Source organism: Chitinophaga sp. G7 BAM 1005, from assembly GCF_057126945.1.
Genome location: NZ_CP181478.1, coordinates 367,675 through 385,236 on the forward strand (window position 1 = coordinate 367,675; position 17,562 = coordinate 385,236).

Sequence of the window (17,562 nt, forward strand, 5' to 3'; positions counted from 1 at the left end):
GCGGCAAAAGTAAAGCAAAAGCAAATAAGCAGAAAGCTATTTGCCTGCTGCTTATTACCATTTATTTTTTGCCTTGAAAAGCAAGGCGGGTGTAAAGATGATATAATATAATACCATGAAGATGTCCATCAGCCAGCTGAACTTAAACAGGTCGCTTTCATCCAGCCTGCGCATGGCAGCATAAGTAATAATGGACTGTATCAGCACTTTGCCGCCAAAAATTCCCAGCACATACCACAGGATGGGAGGCGGGAAAAATAAAGCGAAAATAAAGGCGGGGTAAAAAAGGAAATGCGTGAGTGAAAATAATCCCAGCACAAACTTATGACCGAAACGGTAATGCTTGCCGGTAGACATATGCCGGGTTTTTTGCTGGAACCAGCTTTTCCAGCTCAGCTTTGGCTCGGAGTAGGTGAAAGCCTGCTTGTCGATCACCACCCCCACATTTTTGCGGTTGGCAGCTGTGTTCACAAACAAATCATCGTCCCCGGAGGCAAGATGCTGGTGGCTTGTAAAACCCTTATGTTTAAAGAATAGTTCCCTTTTATAGGCCAGGTTGCGGCCCACACCCATATACGGCATGCCGCTCATGGCAAAGGAAAGGTGCTGAAGCGCGCTGAAAAAAGTTTCGTACCGGATGATCTTATTCAGGAATCCCGGTTTTTTATGATAAGCGCCGTATCCCAGTACTATTTCTTTTTGATCTGTAAAACCCTGGCTCATCAGGGAAAGCCAGTAGGTGCTGCCTGGTTTGCAATCAGCATCTGTAAGCAATACCTTTTCAAACTGGGCGCCTTTCAAACCTATGGAAAGCGGGTATTTTTTGCCGGGAATGAACTTGGCCGCCTGCTTGATCTCTATATGCCGGTAATGTGGATAACCCGGCTCAATGGAGCGCAGGTAGTATTTGGTGTCGTCTTCAGAGTTATCATTTACCACAATTACCTCGTACTCCGGTTTCATGTGCTGGTGATAACGCTGCTGCAATACGCCCGGCAGGTTTTTCTGCAGGTTCAGCTCTTCATCCTTGGCACAGATGATTACCGAAAAAGGCCCGTCCGGTGCATGGTCCAGGTCAAATTTACGTCTGTAAAAAGCTACCCGGGAAAACACAAAAAGAAAATAAATGATCTGTATCCCGGCGATGGCAGCAAAAGAGTATAAGGCAATTTCACCCAGATGGTCTAGCATAATGCCCGCAAAAATATAATATTTTTATTATCTGTAAAAGAATTAATTATGAACATGGGAGGGATCCCCTCCGCCGGCAAAATCCATCAGCTTCCCCTCCGCGCTGATCTTCACTTCATTTCAATATCTTTGCGGCCTGAAATATCGACGAGTGAATTTTGAACTGATAACTACAGATAGCGGCAGCAATGCCAGGGCCGGGAAAATCACCACGGCTCACGGGGAAATAGAAACGCCCATTTTTATGCCGGTAGGCACTGTTGGCAGCGTAAAAGCGGTTACACAGGAACAGCTGCGTGCAGATGTACAGGCGCAGATCATTCTTGGCAATACCTATCACCTCTATTTAAGACCCGGACTGGAAGTACTGTCGCTCGCCGGTGGCCTGCATAAATTTAATGGGTGGGACCGCCCCATCCTCACCGATAGCGGCGGATACCAGGTATTTTCCCTGGCAGCCAACCGCAAGATCAAAGAAGAAGGCGTAGTTTTTCAGTCGCACATCGATGGCTCCCGCCACCTCTTCACACCCGAAAATGTAATGGATATCCAGCGCACCATCGGGGCCGATATTATTATGGCCTTTGATGAATGTCCGCCCTATCCGTCGGAATACCGCTATGCCCGCAAGTCGATGGAACTCACGCACCGCTGGCTCGACCGCTGCATCACGCGCCTCAACGATACCCTGCCTGCCTACGGTCACGAACAAACCCTGTTCCCGATTGTACAGGGCAGCACCTATAAGGATCTCCGCAAAGCCTCTGCTGAATACATTGCCTCCCGCAATTGCGCCGGTAATGCCATCGGTGGCCTCAGTGTTGGAGAACCGGAAAATGAAATGTACGAAATGTGCGGACTGGTATGTGAATCACTGCCCACCAACAAACCCCGTTACCTGATGGGTGTAGGTACCCCGTGGAACATCCTGGAGAACATCGGCCTCGGTATCGATATGTTCGACTGTGTAATGCCTACCCGCAACGGCCGTAACGGCATGTTATTCACCTGGAACGGCGTTATCAACATCAGGAACAAAAAATGGGCAACCGACTTCAGTCCCGTTGATGCCAACAGCCCCTGCTTTGCTACCAGCACCTATTCAAAGGCTTACCTGCGACACCTGTTTGTAGCCGGGGAAATTTTAGGCATGACATTAGCCAGTATCCACAACCTGGCCTTTTACCTGGAACTCGTGAAGGAAGCCCGTAAACAAATACTGGCCGGCACTTTCGCCACCTGGAAAACCGGGATGATCAATCAGTTGAAAACACGCCTGTAAAAAGTCCGGACTATAAAATAAACTAATATCTTTGGGGTCATGACTAAAATTGACTGGTACATTTTACGCAAGCTCATAGGTACTTTCATTTACTCCCTGATGATATTCCTATTGATTTCTGTAGTGATCGACACTACGGAAAAGGTGGATGACTTCATGAAGCATCACCTGTCGCTGCATGAAATCATCGTGGATTATTACTTCGGCTTTATCCCGCATATCCTGGCGTTACTGTTCCCGCTGTTTATATTCCTGTCGGTTATATTTTTTACTTCCAAGATGGCCTACCGCTCGGAGATCATCGCTATACTGGCTGCCGGCGTGAGCTTTCGCCGCTTTCTGCGTCCTTACTGGATGGGCGCTTTTCTCTTTGGCGGGGTGCTCTGGCTCGCCAATTACTGGGTAGTTCCCAACGCAAACCGCATCCGTACCAGCTTTGAAAATAAATACCTCCATAGCCACGACGACGAGAAATCACAATACGACCGCACCACCCGTATCGATAGCTTCACTTACGTAACCTTTGGTACCTACGATCCCAACTATAAAAGCGGAAGCAATTTTGTACTGTCTGTTGTGAATAAACAATCCATGACCTTCAAACTTAAAGCCGACCGTATCAGCTGGGATTCCACCACCAAAAAGTGGAAACTGGATTACGTATCCATGCGCACCATGAACGGCTTAAAGGAAACCTGGACCAGCAAACAGGATACCCTGCTCAAAATACCCCTGGTTCCCAAAGACCTGGTAGACGAAAAGAATATCCAGGAAGCCATGACCACACCCGATCTCAGGCGATACATCCAGCGGGAAAGCATCCGCGGGGCGGAAGGACTTAATACCTATTGGGTAGAATATTACAGGAGAACTTCAGCCGCCTTCGCCGTAGTGATCCTCACCCTGATTGGTGGTATTATTGCCGCCAGGAAGGTAAGGGGAGGAAGTGGATTGCACCTGGCAGTGGGTATCGTGATCAGCGCCAGCTACATTATATTCCTGCAATTCGCCACCGTATTTTCCGTAAAGGCCGACCTGAATCCCTTGCTGGCCGTGTGGATTCCCAATATTCTATTCGGCGCACTGGCATTTTACCTGTATCGCCAGGCCCCTAAATGATGCGGAGATTTTAGCGGAGGTTGTCTTTCTCAGGATTACACTGATTTTACGGATTCACTTTTTGTGATTTGGGGAGATTTTAGCGGAGGTTGTCTTTCCCAGGATTACGCTGATTTTACTGATTGGCTTTTTTGGGATTTTAGAAGACCAGCACGCCGGCTAGATTTTAATTCCTGTATTGGTATTTTCTCCTGGAAAATTGGTTTATTTTCGTTTTTTGTATGATTTTCGGAAAATTCAGTGAAATTTAAAGGCTGTTACCATCGCTATTCCTTATAATTTAAAAAGGTGGGCGGCAGTTTAACTGCAATGATTTATTGAATGCTGTTCGCTCGCTTTCACCGGTATATTAGCAGATTGTTTCACCTATGGGGTAGTAAATGCGTGCAACGCCCCGTTTTTTTTCGCCTGTAAGGCCCTGTGGTAAACGATCCTGGCATCAAGTCCACGTCCCCTCCACGTCCCCTCCGGGTTATCTCCATGTATTAAGCATGTAATAAGCATATGCTAAGCGTATGCAAAGCAGAAATGAAGCATCCCCCAGTCAATCTTTAAACAATCTTTATTCAATCTCTGTCATCTCCACCACCAATCTCCCAAAATCTTTCAAAATCCTTTCAAAATCACAAAAAGTGAATCCGTAAAATCAGCGTAATCCTGGGAAAGACAGCCTCCGCTAAAATCTCCACCAATCCCAAAAAGTCAATCAGTAAAATCAGTGTAATCCTGAGAAAGACAAAATCCGCTCGCAATTCTTCTTTCAATATTTTCAATTCATTCTGAAAATTTTACATTTCTTTAACGTCTATATACGTGTGTTATATATTATATTCGTAAGTATCTTATAAGTATGATGTTAATGAAGCTTACTACGGCTATATCGCCTTGCTTTTTCATTTGCAGATCGTTGTTAATTTGGCATTAAATACCACTAAAGGGTGGTAACTTCGTTAACAAATCATTACTTTTGACTATTGATCGATTTTGTTTTCATTAATAACAATAGCAGTAAAATGGGGTATATAAAAGAGAAATTCAAGGTTAAAGCAGATGAACTTAACATTGAAGTAAAAGACCTGGTAAAGAATCACGGCACCAAGAAAATTGAGGATGTAACACTGGCACAGGTTTATCAGGGTATGCGCGGTATTACCGGCCTGGTAACGGAAACTTCCCTGCTGGATGCCAATGAAGGAATTCGTTTTCGCGGATATTCCATCCCGGAATTAAGAGAACACCTGCCAAAAGCACCAGGTGGCGCAGAACCTTTACCCGAAGGTTTATTTTACCTGATGCTGATAGGAGAATTGCCTACAGAAGCAGATGTACAATACCTGTCCAGCATGTGGGGCCGTCGCTCTCATGTACCCAACCACGTTTTTGATGCTATTGAAGCACTCCCGATCACTGCTCACCCTATGACCATGTTCAACGTGGGTATTATGGCGCTGCAGACAGAATCCTCTTTTGCACAGGCTTACTCAGAAGGAATAAATAAAAAAGATTACTGGAGCTATACCTATGAGGACACAATGAACCTCATTGCCCGTCTGCCACGTATTGCAGCATATGTTTACCGCCGTAAATATAAAGGTGGTCAGCATATTCAGCCAAACGGCATGCTCGACTGGGCAGGTAACTTTGCACATATGCTCGGTTACTCCGATGAAGGCTTCAAGGAACTGATGCGTCTTTACATGGTAATCCACGCCGACCACGAAGGTGGTAACGTGAGCGCACACACGACACACCTCGTAGGTTCTGCACTGAGCGATGCGTACCTGTCGTTCGCCGCCGGTATGAACGGTTTGGCAGGTCCTTTACACGGCCTTGCTAACCAGGAAGTGATCAAATGGATCCTCCAGATGCGCGAAGAACTGGGTGGTGGCGTTCCTACCAAAGAACAAATTGAATCATACGTACGCAAAACCTTAGCCGATGGCAAAGTAGTACCGGGTTACGGTCACGCTGTTTTACGTAAAACAGATCCGCGCTTTACCGCACAAATGGAGTTCGCCAAAAAGCACCTGCCAAACGATGAACTCGTGAAAATTGTATGGCAAGTGTATGAAACCGTGCCGCCAATCCTGCAGGACCTGGGCAAAGTAAAGAACCCGTGGCCTAACGTAGATGCACACTCCGGCGCATTGCTGGTACACTACGGCCTGGTGGAATATGAATTCTATACCGTGTTGTTTGGCGTATCCCGCGCATTAGGCGTACTGGCTTCCCTCTGCTGGGACAGAGCGCTCGGACTTTCCCTGGAAAGACCGAAATCTGTTACCACCGAGTGGATGAAACAGTTTGTGGAAGGAAAAGTAGATGCAATAGCCGAATAGTTTTATAATTGTTTTTTTAGTAAAAGAGGCAAGTGGTGAATTTTTACCATTTGCCTTTTTTATTTTTGTTGTTCACAAAAAATAAAATAGCCATTTCTACTTTTACCGCCATATTATCAAACCCGATAGAATACCTGAAAGGAGTAGGCCCGCAGAAAGGAGAACTGCTGCGGAAGGAAATCAAAGTATATACCTTCGGCGACCTCCTGCAATATTTTCCTTTCCGTTATGTAGATCGTACCAGGATTGATAAAATTGCCTCCCTCAGCGGGTATGAAGATTTTGTGCAGATCCGCGGAAAAATCATCAACATGGTAGTGATGGGAGAAAACAGGTCGAAAAGATTGGTGGCTACCTTTAAAGACGAAACCGGCGCCATCGACCTGGTTTGGTTTCAGGGCTGGCAATGGATGCAGAAATCACTGAAGGAAAATGTGGCCTACCTCGTATTTGGCAGGATCTCTGTATTCAATGGCGTTACCCAACTGGCACACCCGGAGCTGGATCTGCTCACAGAAGAAATCGCCACCGGCAAACAATTCCTGGAACCGGTTTATTATACCACAGAAAAACTTAAAGCCCGCGGACTAACGGCAAAGGCTATAGGAAAACTCACTAAAAACCTGCTGGAACAATTATCTCCCCTGGAAATCAGGGAAAATATCCCGGTGGAAGTATTACAGCAATACCGGCTCATGCCCCGCGCTATGGCCTACTTCAGGATCCATATGCCTGCCAGCGAAGACGATGCACGGCTGGCACAGCGACGGCTGAAATTTGAAGAACTGTTTATTGCACAAATCCGTATATGCAGGCTAAAGCTCAAAAGACACAAGCAATCGCACGGCTTTGTGTTTGGCGCAGTAGGAGAATCTTTTAATGAATTTTACAACAATCATCTTCCTTTTTCTTTAACAGGCGCACAGAAAAGGGTATTGAAAGAAATAAGGACAGATACCGTTCACGGACGGCAGATGAACCGCCTCCTGCAGGGAGATGTGGGCAGCGGTAAAACAATGGTAGCCCTGCTGACGATGCTGCTGGCTAAAGACAATGGCTTCCAGGCATGCCTCATGGCGCCCACGGAAATCCTGTCGCAGCAGCACTTCAAAGGCATCTCCGAATTGCTGGAACGGATGGATGTAAAGGCAGCACTGCTTACCGGCAGCATCAAAGGCAAGGCGCGTAAGCAAATACTGGCCGGCGCACTCGATGGCAGCATCGATATCCTCGTTGGCACCCACGCCCTGCTGGAAAAAGAAGTGGAATTTAAAAACCTGGGAATGGCCATCGTGGATGAACAGCACCGTTTTGGTGTGGCGCAACGGGCACGCCTATGGGAAAAAAATACCATCCCCCCGCATATTCTTGTTATGACGGCAACGCCTATACCAAGAACACTGGCCATGACTATTTACGGCGATCTCGATGTATCCGTTATTGATGAAATGCCCCCCGGACGTAAACCCATTACCACCGTACACCGTACTGAGTATCAGCGTCCGCAGGTAATGGATTTTATAAAGGAAGAAGTGAAGAAAGGAAGACAGGCGTACATCGTATACCCGTTAATCGAAGATTCGGAGAAGCTGGACTATGAGAACCTGATGAAAGGATATGAAGAAGTAAAAGCTTTCTTCCCGGAACCGCAGTATTATATCAGTATGGTACATGGCCGCCAGCCTGCCGAACAGCGGCAAACCAATATGCACCGCTTTGTAACCGGTGATACCCATATTATGGTAGCCACCACGGTGATTGAAGTAGGAGTGAATGTACCCAATGCCTCCGTAATGGTAATAGAAAGCACCGAACGTTTCGGACTGTCGCAGCTTCACCAGCTGCGGGGAAGGGTAGGCCGCGGCGCGGAACAATCCTTCTGCGTGCTCATGACGGGCAATAAGCTGAGCCAGGATTCCCGCGAACGGATCAACGTAATGGTACAAACCAACGATGGATTTATTATTTCAGAGAAAGATATGGAGCTGAGAGGCCCCGGAGATATTGAAGGCACCCGCCAGAGCGGGGTGCTCGACTTCAAACTGGCAGATATTGTTGCGGACAAACCCATCCTCGACGCTGCCCGCGCCAGCGCAGAAAAGATCCTGGAAGAAGACACCGATCTGCTTCTGCCTGAGAATCAGGCACTAAAAGAATTTTTGGCTGCCCAGAGAAGTAAATCTGTCTGGAGTAAAATTTCCTGATGGTTTTTACGTTTATTAACTGATGGATGAATTAAAAAAGTATAAAAGCTACTGAAGCTGAGATTTACCTTGTTTCCCATTTAGCCTGTCATTCCTCAGTTCAGAAGTTTTGTGCTTGTCCCGACCGTAACAATTTGAGTGGCTTCTGCGTTTAATAGTATTATATTAGTTTTTAAGAATAAAATAAATCTGATCCCGTTGAAATTTACCTTCCCGACCGGCCTTATTGGATGGATGATTTGCTTTTTGTTCACCGGACGATCCGCCCAGGCGCAGCAGCAACGTGCCAACTTCACCCCCCTGAATTTTATTGAGAACAAAGGCCAGTGGGACAAGGATGTTATCTACAAAACAGAACTGGATGGCGCTGCTATCTTCCTCAAAAAAACAGGATTCACTTTCCTGATGATGAACCAGCAGGATCTCTGGAGCCTGAACGAGTACGTGCACGGGCACTCCCACCGGAGCGATACCGTATACGTTCCGAAAAGCAATTTTAAACCGGCGCCCTCCCAGCCAGGAAATGGCCAACCCCCTCCGCGGCCCGGCAAAATTCCTGATGTGCGCGGACACGCCTATAACGTTACTTTCCTGAACGCCAATCCCGACGTACAAATAGTACCCGAAAAAGAACAGGACGCCAAAAGCAGCTACTTCATCGGAAACGACCGCACCAAATGGGCAACCGGGGTAGGTTCCTTTCAGGGCGTTAACTATAACTCCCTTTATTCCGGCATCGATGCGCACGTTTACTCCGAAGGTTCCCAGCTGAAATACGACCTGATTGTGCATCCCGGCGCTAACCCGGATAATATCCGGATGGTATATGAAGGCGCTACCGGCATGGAATTGAAAAAAGGCCAGTTACTGGTGCACACCTCTGTAGGCGATGTGATTGAACAACTGCCCTTTGCTTACCAGTATATCAATAATCAACGTGTAACCGTAAAGGTATCTTACCGGTTAAATGGCAATAAACTGGGCTTCAAAATATCGGGTGAATATAACACGGCCTACCCGCTGGTGATAGATCCGATCTATGTTTTTTCAACCGTATCCGGCTCCCGCACGGATAACTGGGGATTTACCGCTACCTACGATGATGCCGGTAATTTATACGGCGGCGGTATTGTGTTTAATCCGGGCTACCCCATAACAACCGGGGCAGTACAAAGCGTTTATGGCGGTGGACAGTTTGATATCGGCATTTCCAAATTCAACACCAACGGAACCCGGCTGGTATACGCCACCTACATGGGCGGCAGCGGCCTGGAACAACCTCATAGCCTATTTGTAGATCAGCAAGGCAACCTCGTGATCTCCGGCAGAACTACTTCCAGCGACTATCCCAATACCAACGTAAAAGGAACCCGCGGAGGATGGGATATCGCCATTACTAAAATAAACGCCACCGGTACCGCTATCATTGGCTCACTGATCATTGCCGGCGGCGAAGATGATGGCGTAAATATGCGGGCCGACCGCCAGCTCGGCGACTGGGTACTGCTGCGCAACTATGGCGACGACGCCCGCAGCGAAGTGGTAGTGGATAATGCAGGCTATATTTATGTGGCCAGCTGCACCCGTTCCACCGATTTTCCCGTAACAGCCGGCGTATTCCAGGGAACCAACAAAGGCTCGCAGGATGGCGTGATCATGAAAATAAACCCGCTCTGCCAGGACCTGGTATGGGCCAGCTACCTCGGAGGCAGTAAGGAAGATGCGGCCTATGTAATTGCATTAAACGGTTTGAATTCCCTGTATGTGGCCGGAGGCACCGCCAGCGACGACTTCCCCGTTACCGCCGGTACCATATACCCCCAATACCGCGGCGGCGTATGCGATGGGTTTATTGCTCATATTTCCAACGACGGAAGAAACATCATCCAAAGTACTTTCCTCGGTTCTAATACTCCCGCAGCCGACCAGGTATACGGCATCCAACTGGATAAAAATGGATTTGTATACGTAATGGGCACCACAGAAGGAGCATGGCCCATCATACAAGTAAGCGCCAATGGATACAATGAAAACGGACTGCAGTTTATCTCGAAGCTCCAGGCAAACCTGTCCGCATTTGTGTATTCCACTACTTTTGGTAAAAGAAGAACACTGGTTTCCTCACCCAATATTTCACCCACCGCGTTCCTGGTAGACCGCTGCGAAAACGTATATGTGTCCGGATGGGGAGGAGGTATCAACACCTCCCTGCATTATCCCAATTCAGGAACTTCCGGTTTAACTACCTCCTCAGATGCGCTGCAACGCAGCACAGACGGGATGGATTTTTATTTCTACGTACTACAGCGCGATGCCGTAAGATTTAGTCCCACCCAGGGTCCATTGTATGCAAGCTATTTTGGCGGCTCCGGTTTGTATGAACACGTAGATGGTGGTACCAGCCGCTTCGACCGCAATGGTATTATCTACCAGGGTATTTGCGCCTGGTGTAATGTGAGCAACACCGGTTTCAAACCACGGTACCCGACCACGCCGGGCGCCTACTCCAGTACACCGCCGGCTTCCTGTAACTTCGGGGCACTGAAAATTGCCTTCAACCTCGATGGTGTGAAAGCAGGCGCAAAAACGCTCGACCGGCGCACCAACTACTGCGTACCGGATACCATCACCTTTGTGGATACCACCCGCTTACCGGGTAAATCCTATCAGTGGTTTTTCCCGGATGATGGCGCCACGCTAAACTTCGGACCTGAAGGAGATACGGTGACACACATCTTTACAAGGGTTGGCACCTTCCGCGTAAGGATGGTGAAATACGATCCGCAAAGCTGTAATGGATCAGATACAGCTTATGTAACCGTGAAGCTGGGCAACAATGAAGCGATACTCCATTTTGAAGCCCGGCGCCAGGATCCATGCGATAGCCTGAAGTACATGTTTACCAACGAATCCACACCGGCAGCCGATTTCAGGGACAGCTCATTTATCCTGGACTATGGCGATGGCACGCCTCCGTTCTATACCGGTATAGACACCTTCCCGCTATTCCATTATTATCAGAATGCAGGAATCTATAATGCCACCCTCACACTGGTAGATACCAATTTCTGTAATGCGCCACAAACAATTACCTATACCCTGCGTGTAGCCGAAAACGTTATAGCTAAATTTACGGATCCGGGAACTGTTTGTGTTGGTACAGAAATACAAATGGAAAATACTACCGAAGGTGGTGAAACATTTACCTGGACCTTTGAAGATGATGGTTCTGTTTCACATGATCCTTACCCGGTACATAAATTTAATACAGCAGGCCGTTGGAAAATAACCCTCGTGGTAGACGATCCTAACACCTGCAACAAAAGGGATTCCATCACGCAGGAAATAACTGTGGCAGCGCCGCCTGTAGCAGACTTTGACTTTTCACCCACCAAAGCAATTGAAAACACACCGATACAGTTCCTGAATGGTTCTTCAGCGAACGTTATACATTATCTCTGGAATTTCGGCGATGGCGATACTTCATCCCTGCCAAACCCCAGTCACCAATACCTGAGAACAGGTACCTATAATGTGTGTCTTACTGTTACTAACGCAGAAGGCTGTACGGATACAAAATGTGAGGAAGTAAGCGCCATTGTGGTACCGCTGTTTGACGTGCCCAATGCCTTTGCACCGGGTGGTAAGAACAATGTATTTTATGTGAAGGCTTTTGGAGCGACCAAATTCAATCTTAAAATATTTAACCGTTGGGGACAATTGGTTTTTGAAAGTTCGGATCCTCAAATCGGATGGGATGGCCGGTTTAAAGGAAATATTCAGCCGATGGACGCGTATGCCTATATCGTAAACCTGGAGTTTACGGATGGCACAAAAGGCAGCAGATCAGGAAGTGTAACCTTGTTAAGATGATGAGCCATGAATCAGATCGTTAAAATATCAACATGTCTGGCAATTTTATTAATTGTTTCAATGAGCGGTGCGTACGCACAGGACCTCCATTTTTCACAATTCTTTAATTCGCCGTTGACAACTAACCCAGCCAATACCGGGTTCATCCCGGACGGCAATTACCGTATTGGCATTAATTACCGCGATCAGTGGACCAGCGTTCCCATACCTTACCGGACGATGTCGGCATATGGCGACTTTCAATTATTCCGCGATCAGCTGGAATATGGCTGGGTGGGCATAGGGGGCGTATTGCTCCGCGATGTGGCCGGCGCCGGCAACCTCACCTCTACCAAAGGATACGCTTCTATTGCTTACCACCAGCTCCTGGGGTTCAGCAGCTTATTATCTGCGGGGTTTAATGTAGGTTCCGCCGGTAAACGGGTGGATATCACCAAGCTCACGTTCGCCGATCAGTGGAACGGCAAGTTCTTTGATTCGCAGATCCCCACCGGGGAACCCATCACCCAAAGCAGCGTCAATTATTTCGACCTGCAGGCAGGACTGAATTATGCTTATTTCCCTACCGATAATATTTATGTAAACGCGGGCTTCTCGGTGCAACATATCAACACACCCAGGGAAACCTTCTTTGATGGTAACAACACGGTTCCCCGTCGCTATATCGGGTTCCTGAATGCGAGTTTGAAGATGAGCGATAAAGTGATCCTGAATCCTGCGGCGTATTATGCCACACAGGCCGGCGCCAGGGAACTGATGCTGGGCGCCAATGCTGCCTATAATCTTTCCGGCGACGGCGTACAGCAACTGTATGGCGGCGTTTATTACCGCGCCAATGATGCGGCTGTTTTCCTGGTTGGCTACCAGATCAACGCCATAAAACTCATGTTTAACTACGATATTACCACCTCCAGCCTCTCTGCCGCCAATAACCGGCGGGGCGCCTATGAAATAGGCATTGTTTATACAGGGCTTTACAGCAACCGTACTTTTAACAATGCGAGGAGATCTACGATCTGCCCATCTTTTTAATCTGCCGGAGATTACCACCTAACCGGCATTATGATTATTTTTGTTCCATGACAACGTTTAATTTTAATAAAGTGACTGCCGCTCATGTAGCGGCATTACGCGAAATAGCCGGAGCGCAATATGTATTGGCCGACGAAGAAAGTATGAGCCGTTATGCACAGGATGAAACCGAGGATCTGCATTATCTCCCGGAAGTGGTGGTAAAGCCGGATACCACCGAACAGGTAAGCCGTATCATGAAATTGTGCAATGAAGCGTTGTTGCCCGTAACCCCCCGTGGTGGCGGTACCGGGCTCAGTGGAGGAGCGCTCGCCCAGTTTGGCGGCGTACTCATTTCAATGGAACGGTTTAACCGGATCACGCTTATAGATGAAAGGAACCTGCAGGTAATCACCGAACCCGGTGTGATCACAGAAGAATTACAGAACGCCGTAAAAGAGAAAGGGCTGTTTTATCCACCCGATCCAAGCAGTCGCGGTACCTGCTTTATTGGCGGCAATATTGCCGAAAACTCCGGCGGCCCCAAAGCCGTGAAATACGGCGTGGTAAAGGATTATGTACTAAACCTGGAAATGGTGCTGCCCAGCGGCGAAGTAATCTGGACAGGCGCCAATGTACTGAAAAATGCTACCGGCTATAATCTTACCCAGCTGGTAGTAGGCAGCGAAGGCACCCTGGGCATCGTTACCAAAATTGTATTACGCTTAATTCCGTTACCCAAAACAGACCTGTTGATGCTGGTTCCTTTCCGCTCTGCTGAAAGCGCCTGCGAAGCGGTAAGCGCTATTTTCCGTGCAGGTTACACGCCTTCTGCTATGGAATTTATGGAGCGCGATGCCATCGACTGGGTAACCAAATATGTACAAAGCAGCGCCGTTAAAATAGAAGACGACATACAGGCACACCTGCTCGTAGAAGTGGACGGGAACCACCCGGAAGTGCTGATGCAGGAAATGGAAGGGATTGCCGGTGTGGTAGAAGGTTTTGATATCGGGGAGATATTGTTTGCAGAAGATTCCCAGCAGAAGGACGAGCTCTGGAAACTGCGCCGCCGGGTGGCAGAAGCCGTAAAAGCAAATTCTGTATACAAAGAAGAAGATACGGTAGTGCCCCGCGCGGAACTGCCGGTGTTGCTGAAAGGCGTAAAAGAAATAGGAAACAGGTATGGATTTCATTCGGTATGTTATGGTCATGCCGGCGATGGTAACCTGCATGTGAATATTATCCGTGGCGCCCTTACGGAAGAACAATGGAACGGCACCCTCACGGAAGGTATACGGGAAATTTTTCAACTGGTGAAAACATTGGGTGGTACCATCTCCGGTGAGCATGGTATTGGCCTGGTACAGAAAAACTATATGGATATCATTTTTGATCAGACCTCCATGCAACTCATGAAGCAAATAAAACAGATCTTTGATCCGAAGAATATATTAAACCGGGGTAAAATTTTCGATTGTTAAACCTTTCTGCCGGTAAATAGTTAAACTTAATAAATCTGATCATGAAACGTTTACTCATATGTTTTTTCTTTCTGGCCGGAGTGCAGCTGGCACACGCTCAGTATTATAAAACAGACACTGCAACCCGTAAAGGTTTTGATCCTTCCCGGTTGGTATTGGGAGGCTCCCTGGGAATGGTGTTTGGCGATTATACCAATGTGGATATCTCCCCGCTGGTAGGTTACCGCTTTTCTGATTACATAGCTGCGGGTGTGAATATCAATGCACAATACGGCCAGTATAAACTGTGGGATTATGATCGTGTTGCCCAGCGGGATAAGTACACTATTTTTGGTGGTGGTATCTGGGGCCGTGTATATCCGCTCCAAATGGTATTTATACATATCCAGCCGGAGTATAATTTTGTTACACAGAATTCTACCTATTACCCGGTAAACGGGGAGAAGCAATCCTACAAAACCAACTATGGCGTTCCCAGCTTACTTGTGGGCGCCGGTTACACCCAGAGCGTTGGTGGCAGGGTAGGTATAGGCATCTCTATTTTGTATGATGTGATCCAGGACAACCGTTCGCCCTATAACAACAGCCTGATATACAGGGTGGGCGCAGGACTTGGCTTCTAGTGGATAATCGCCTTCGGCGATGCGGATTTTGTCTTTCCCAGGATTACATTGATTATACTGATTTAGGGATTTGATCATTTATGATTTTAAAGGATTAGGGGAGATATAAGCGAATATACCCGCTTATATCTCCCCTAATCCTTTAAAATCATAACAAAATCAAATCAGCGTAATCAGTATAATCAGTGTAATCCTGCTCCAGGATAATTTCCATCGCCGAAGGCGATCAGCGTATTAACCGCATGTTAAATGTTTATAAAGGCTAAACTTATTTTTAGTAAGTCATTATCTTTACCGCATATTAATACCGGGAAAAAGATGGGAATACAATTAGTTGTTTTTGATATTGCAGGTACTACCCTGCATGATGAATCCAATGTAGCAAAGGTGTTACAGCAAACGATAGAGCCGGCGGGAGTTACCGTAACGCTGGAACAGGTAAATGAAGTAATGGGATACGCCAAACCGTATGCCATCCGTTACCTGTTACAGCAGCAACAGGATAGCCGCTACAGTGAAGAAGCCTTTATCCTTGAACTACACGGCCGTTTTGTGGCGGATATGAAAGCGCATTATGCAACACATCCTGCGGTACGGGAAAAGGACGGCGTATCTGGAGTATTTGCCGCGCTAAAGGCAAAAGGCATTAAAGTGGCGCTGGATACGGGTTTCGACAGGGACATTACCAACGTGATCCTGGAAAGGGTGGGCTGGCAGCAAAAAGGACTTATTGATGCCGTAGCCACCAGCGATGAAGTACCTTTTGGCCGTCCCTATCCTTATATGATTTACCGGATCATGGAAGAACTGGAAATCCGCAGTATACAATCGGTCGCCAAAACCGGCGATACCATTTCCGACCTGGAAGAAGGTACGAATGCAGGCTGCCGTTATGTAATAGGCGTTACCACCGGCGCCTATAGCCGCGAAGAACTGGAGAAAGGCCCGCATACCCACCTGGTAGCATCCCTGGATGAACTACTGTCTATCTTTTAATCATACTTTACATTTTATATCATGCAACAACAACAGGCAGATGTAGCGGTAATAGGCGCAGGAATAGTGGGGTTGGCCATGTCTTACCACCTGGCATCAACAGGAAAAAAAGTAGTATTATTTGAACGTAACAGCAAAGCTATCAGCGCTTCGATCCGCAATTTCGGGCTGGTATGGCCCATCGGGCAAACTGCGGGGAAAATGCACGACCGCGCTATGCGCAGCCGCCGTACCTGGAAAGACCTGGCCGCAGCCACCGGTTTGCAGTGCCAGGAAACAGGATCGCTGCACCTCGCATATGAAAATGATGAACTGGCGGTATTGGAAGAATTTGTACAGGCCGCGCCGGGCAATGGTTACAGCTGTGAGCTGATTGCCCCTTCGCAAATAGGAAAATATACCACCGCTATTAAAACAAACGGATTGAAAGGCGCATTATGGAGCGCCTCTGAAATGACCGTAAACCCGCGTCAGGCCAGCGCCGCCATTGCAAAGTACCTGGAAGAACATCTCAACGTAACAGTTCGTTTTGGCGCCGCGGTAAATGGCATCAGCATGCCGTATATAGAAACAAAAGATGAACGCTGGAAAGTAGACGAAGTGTTTGTATGCAGTGGCGCGGATTTTGAAACGCTTTACCCCGCTGAATTTGCGGCGGCTCCCCTGAAAAAATGTAAACTACAGATGATGCGTACCATCCCGCAACCGGGCAACTGGCAGCTGGGACCCGCCCTGTGCGCAGGTTTAACGCTGGGACACTACGCGGCCTTTGAAAGTTGTAAAGCCCTGGAACCATTGAAGCAACGTTTCGCACAGGAAATGCCGGATTATGTGAAATGGGGTATCCACCTGCTCATTTCTCAAAATGGCGCAGGTGAACTCACCATTGGCGACTCACACGAATATGGTCCGGACTTCGAACCATTTGATAAAGCATTTATCAATGATCTCATCCTGCAGTATATGCATACCTTTTTGCAGGCGCCGGAGTATACCATCCAGGAACAATGGCATGGCATTTATCCAAAACTCACCAATGGTAAAACAGACCTGGTGTTCTCTCCTGAAAAAAATGTAACAATTGTAAACGGTCTTGGCGGAGCCGGCATGACATTGTCTTTCGGACTCGCAGAAGAAGTAGTGACGGGCATGCATACCTTTGCGTAACCTTGATAAATTTAAATTAGGTTATTGCTTAAATAATTAATAAATTAATGAAGATTAAGCGTTATGAGAACATCTGTTGATTAAACGATAGTACTATCTTAATAAATTTCAACATTATTTATTTTTTTGATTGCCAGCATTAGCAACGTTTCTGCAGCGATGTTTATTTAACATCGCTGCACGTTCATAACGTGTTAAATGTAAAGCAGGTTTCTATATAGTTACCTGCTTTTTTATGTGTATGACTGTTACTGTAAGCCAATTATTATATAA

11 protein-coding genes are annotated in these 17,562 nt (G+C 47.3%); 10 read left to right on the forward strand and 1 reads right to left on the reverse strand.

Annotated elements, in window-relative coordinates:
• Positions 1-54: 54 nt before the first annotated feature.
• Positions 55-1,191: a glycosyltransferase gene (locus ACMXI2_RS01570; protein ID WP_336387413.1), complete on the reverse strand. Its 1,137-nt coding sequence runs from the start codon at positions 1,189-1,191 to the stop codon at positions 55-57.
• A gap of 151 nt (positions 1,192-1,342) precedes the next feature.
• Between ACMXI2_RS01570 and tgt the strand changes: the two genes are divergently transcribed.
• From tgt to ACMXI2_RS01620, 10 genes are all read left to right on the forward strand, one after another.
• Complete coding sequence (tgt, locus tag ACMXI2_RS01575) at positions 1,343-2,473, forward strand: tRNA guanosine(34) transglycosylase Tgt (RefSeq protein ID WP_483779979.1); 1,131 nt, start codon at positions 1,343-1,345, stop codon at positions 2,471-2,473.
• Between the two features lie 39 nt (positions 2,474-2,512).
• A complete protein-coding gene (locus tag ACMXI2_RS01580; RefSeq protein ID WP_483779980.1) occupies positions 2,513-3,592 on the forward strand; it encodes an LptF/LptG family permease in 1,080 nt (359 codons plus the stop codon).
• A gap of 1,013 nt (positions 3,593-4,605) precedes the next feature.
• Positions 4,606-5,931, forward strand: coding sequence for a citrate (Si)-synthase, eukaryotic (locus tag ACMXI2_RS01585; protein WP_079469336.1), 1,326 nt, complete (start codon positions 4,606-4,608; stop codon positions 5,929-5,931).
• 50 nt (positions 5,932-5,981) lie between these two features.
• Entirely contained in the window at positions 5,982-8,135 is a 2,154-nt protein-coding gene (gene recG / locus ACMXI2_RS01590; RefSeq protein ID WP_483779981.1) for an ATP-dependent DNA helicase RecG, read from the forward strand.
• A 198-nt stretch (positions 8,136-8,333) separates the two neighbouring features.
• Entirely contained in the window at positions 8,334-12,008 is a 3,675-nt protein-coding gene (locus ACMXI2_RS01595; RefSeq protein WP_483779982.1) for a DUF7948 domain-containing protein, read from the forward strand.
• Between the two features lie 6 nt (positions 12,009-12,014).
• The gene (locus ACMXI2_RS01600; RefSeq protein WP_483779983.1) at positions 12,015-13,040 is read left to right on the forward strand and encodes a PorP/SprF family type IX secretion system membrane protein; all 1,026 of its coding nucleotides are present in this window, start codon (positions 12,015-12,017) and stop codon (positions 13,038-13,040) included.
• A 47-nt stretch (positions 13,041-13,087) separates the two neighbouring features.
• On the forward strand, positions 13,088-14,503 hold the full coding sequence (locus ACMXI2_RS01605) for an FAD-binding oxidoreductase (RefSeq protein ID WP_483779984.1): 1,416 nt from the start codon (positions 13,088-13,090) through the stop codon (positions 14,501-14,503).
• 41 nt (positions 14,504-14,544) lie between these two features.
• Positions 14,545-15,126 carry a hypothetical protein gene (locus ACMXI2_RS01610; protein ID WP_483779985.1) on the forward strand — a complete coding sequence of 194 codons (582 nt, stop codon included), beginning with the start codon at positions 14,545-14,547 and terminating at the stop codon, positions 15,124-15,126.
• Between the two features lie 318 nt (positions 15,127-15,444).
• The gene (locus tag ACMXI2_RS01615) at positions 15,445-16,122 is read left to right on the forward strand and encodes a phosphonatase-like hydrolase (protein WP_483779986.1); all 678 of its coding nucleotides are present in this window, start codon (positions 15,445-15,447) and stop codon (positions 16,120-16,122) included.
• A gap of 21 nt (positions 16,123-16,143) precedes the next feature.
• Positions 16,144-17,289, forward strand: coding sequence for a TIGR03364 family FAD-dependent oxidoreductase (locus ACMXI2_RS01620; protein WP_483779987.1), 1,146 nt, complete (start codon positions 16,144-16,146; stop codon positions 17,287-17,289).
• Positions 17,290-17,562: the final 273 nt, after the last annotated feature.

Excerpts from the sequence above, each read along its gene's own strand:
- ACMXI2_RS01570 (WP_336387413.1), bottom strand. The coding sequence starts at position 1,191 with ATGCTAGACCATCTGGGTGAAATTGCCTTATACTCTTTTGCTGCCATC.
- ACMXI2_RS01580 (WP_483779980.1), top strand. The coding sequence starts at position 2,513 with ATGACTAAAATTGACTGGTACATTTTACGCAAGCTCATAGGTACTTTC.
- ACMXI2_RS01585 (WP_079469336.1), top strand. The coding sequence starts at position 4,606 with ATGGGGTATATAAAAGAGAAATTCAAGGTTAAAGCAGATGAACTTAAC.
- ACMXI2_RS01600 (WP_483779983.1), top strand. The coding sequence starts at position 12,015 with ATGAATCAGATCGTTAAAATATCAACATGTCTGGCAATTTTATTAATT.
- ACMXI2_RS01605 (WP_483779984.1), top strand. The coding sequence starts at position 13,088 with ATGACAACGTTTAATTTTAATAAAGTGACTGCCGCTCATGTAGCGGCA.
- ACMXI2_RS01610 (WP_483779985.1), top strand. The coding sequence starts at position 14,545 with ATGAAACGTTTACTCATATGTTTTTTCTTTCTGGCCGGAGTGCAGCTG.
- ACMXI2_RS01615 (WP_483779986.1), top strand. The coding sequence starts at position 15,445 with ATGGGAATACAATTAGTTGTTTTTGATATTGCAGGTACTACCCTGCAT.
- ACMXI2_RS01620 (WP_483779987.1), top strand. The coding sequence starts at position 16,144 with ATGCAACAACAACAGGCAGATGTAGCGGTAATAGGCGCAGGAATAGTG.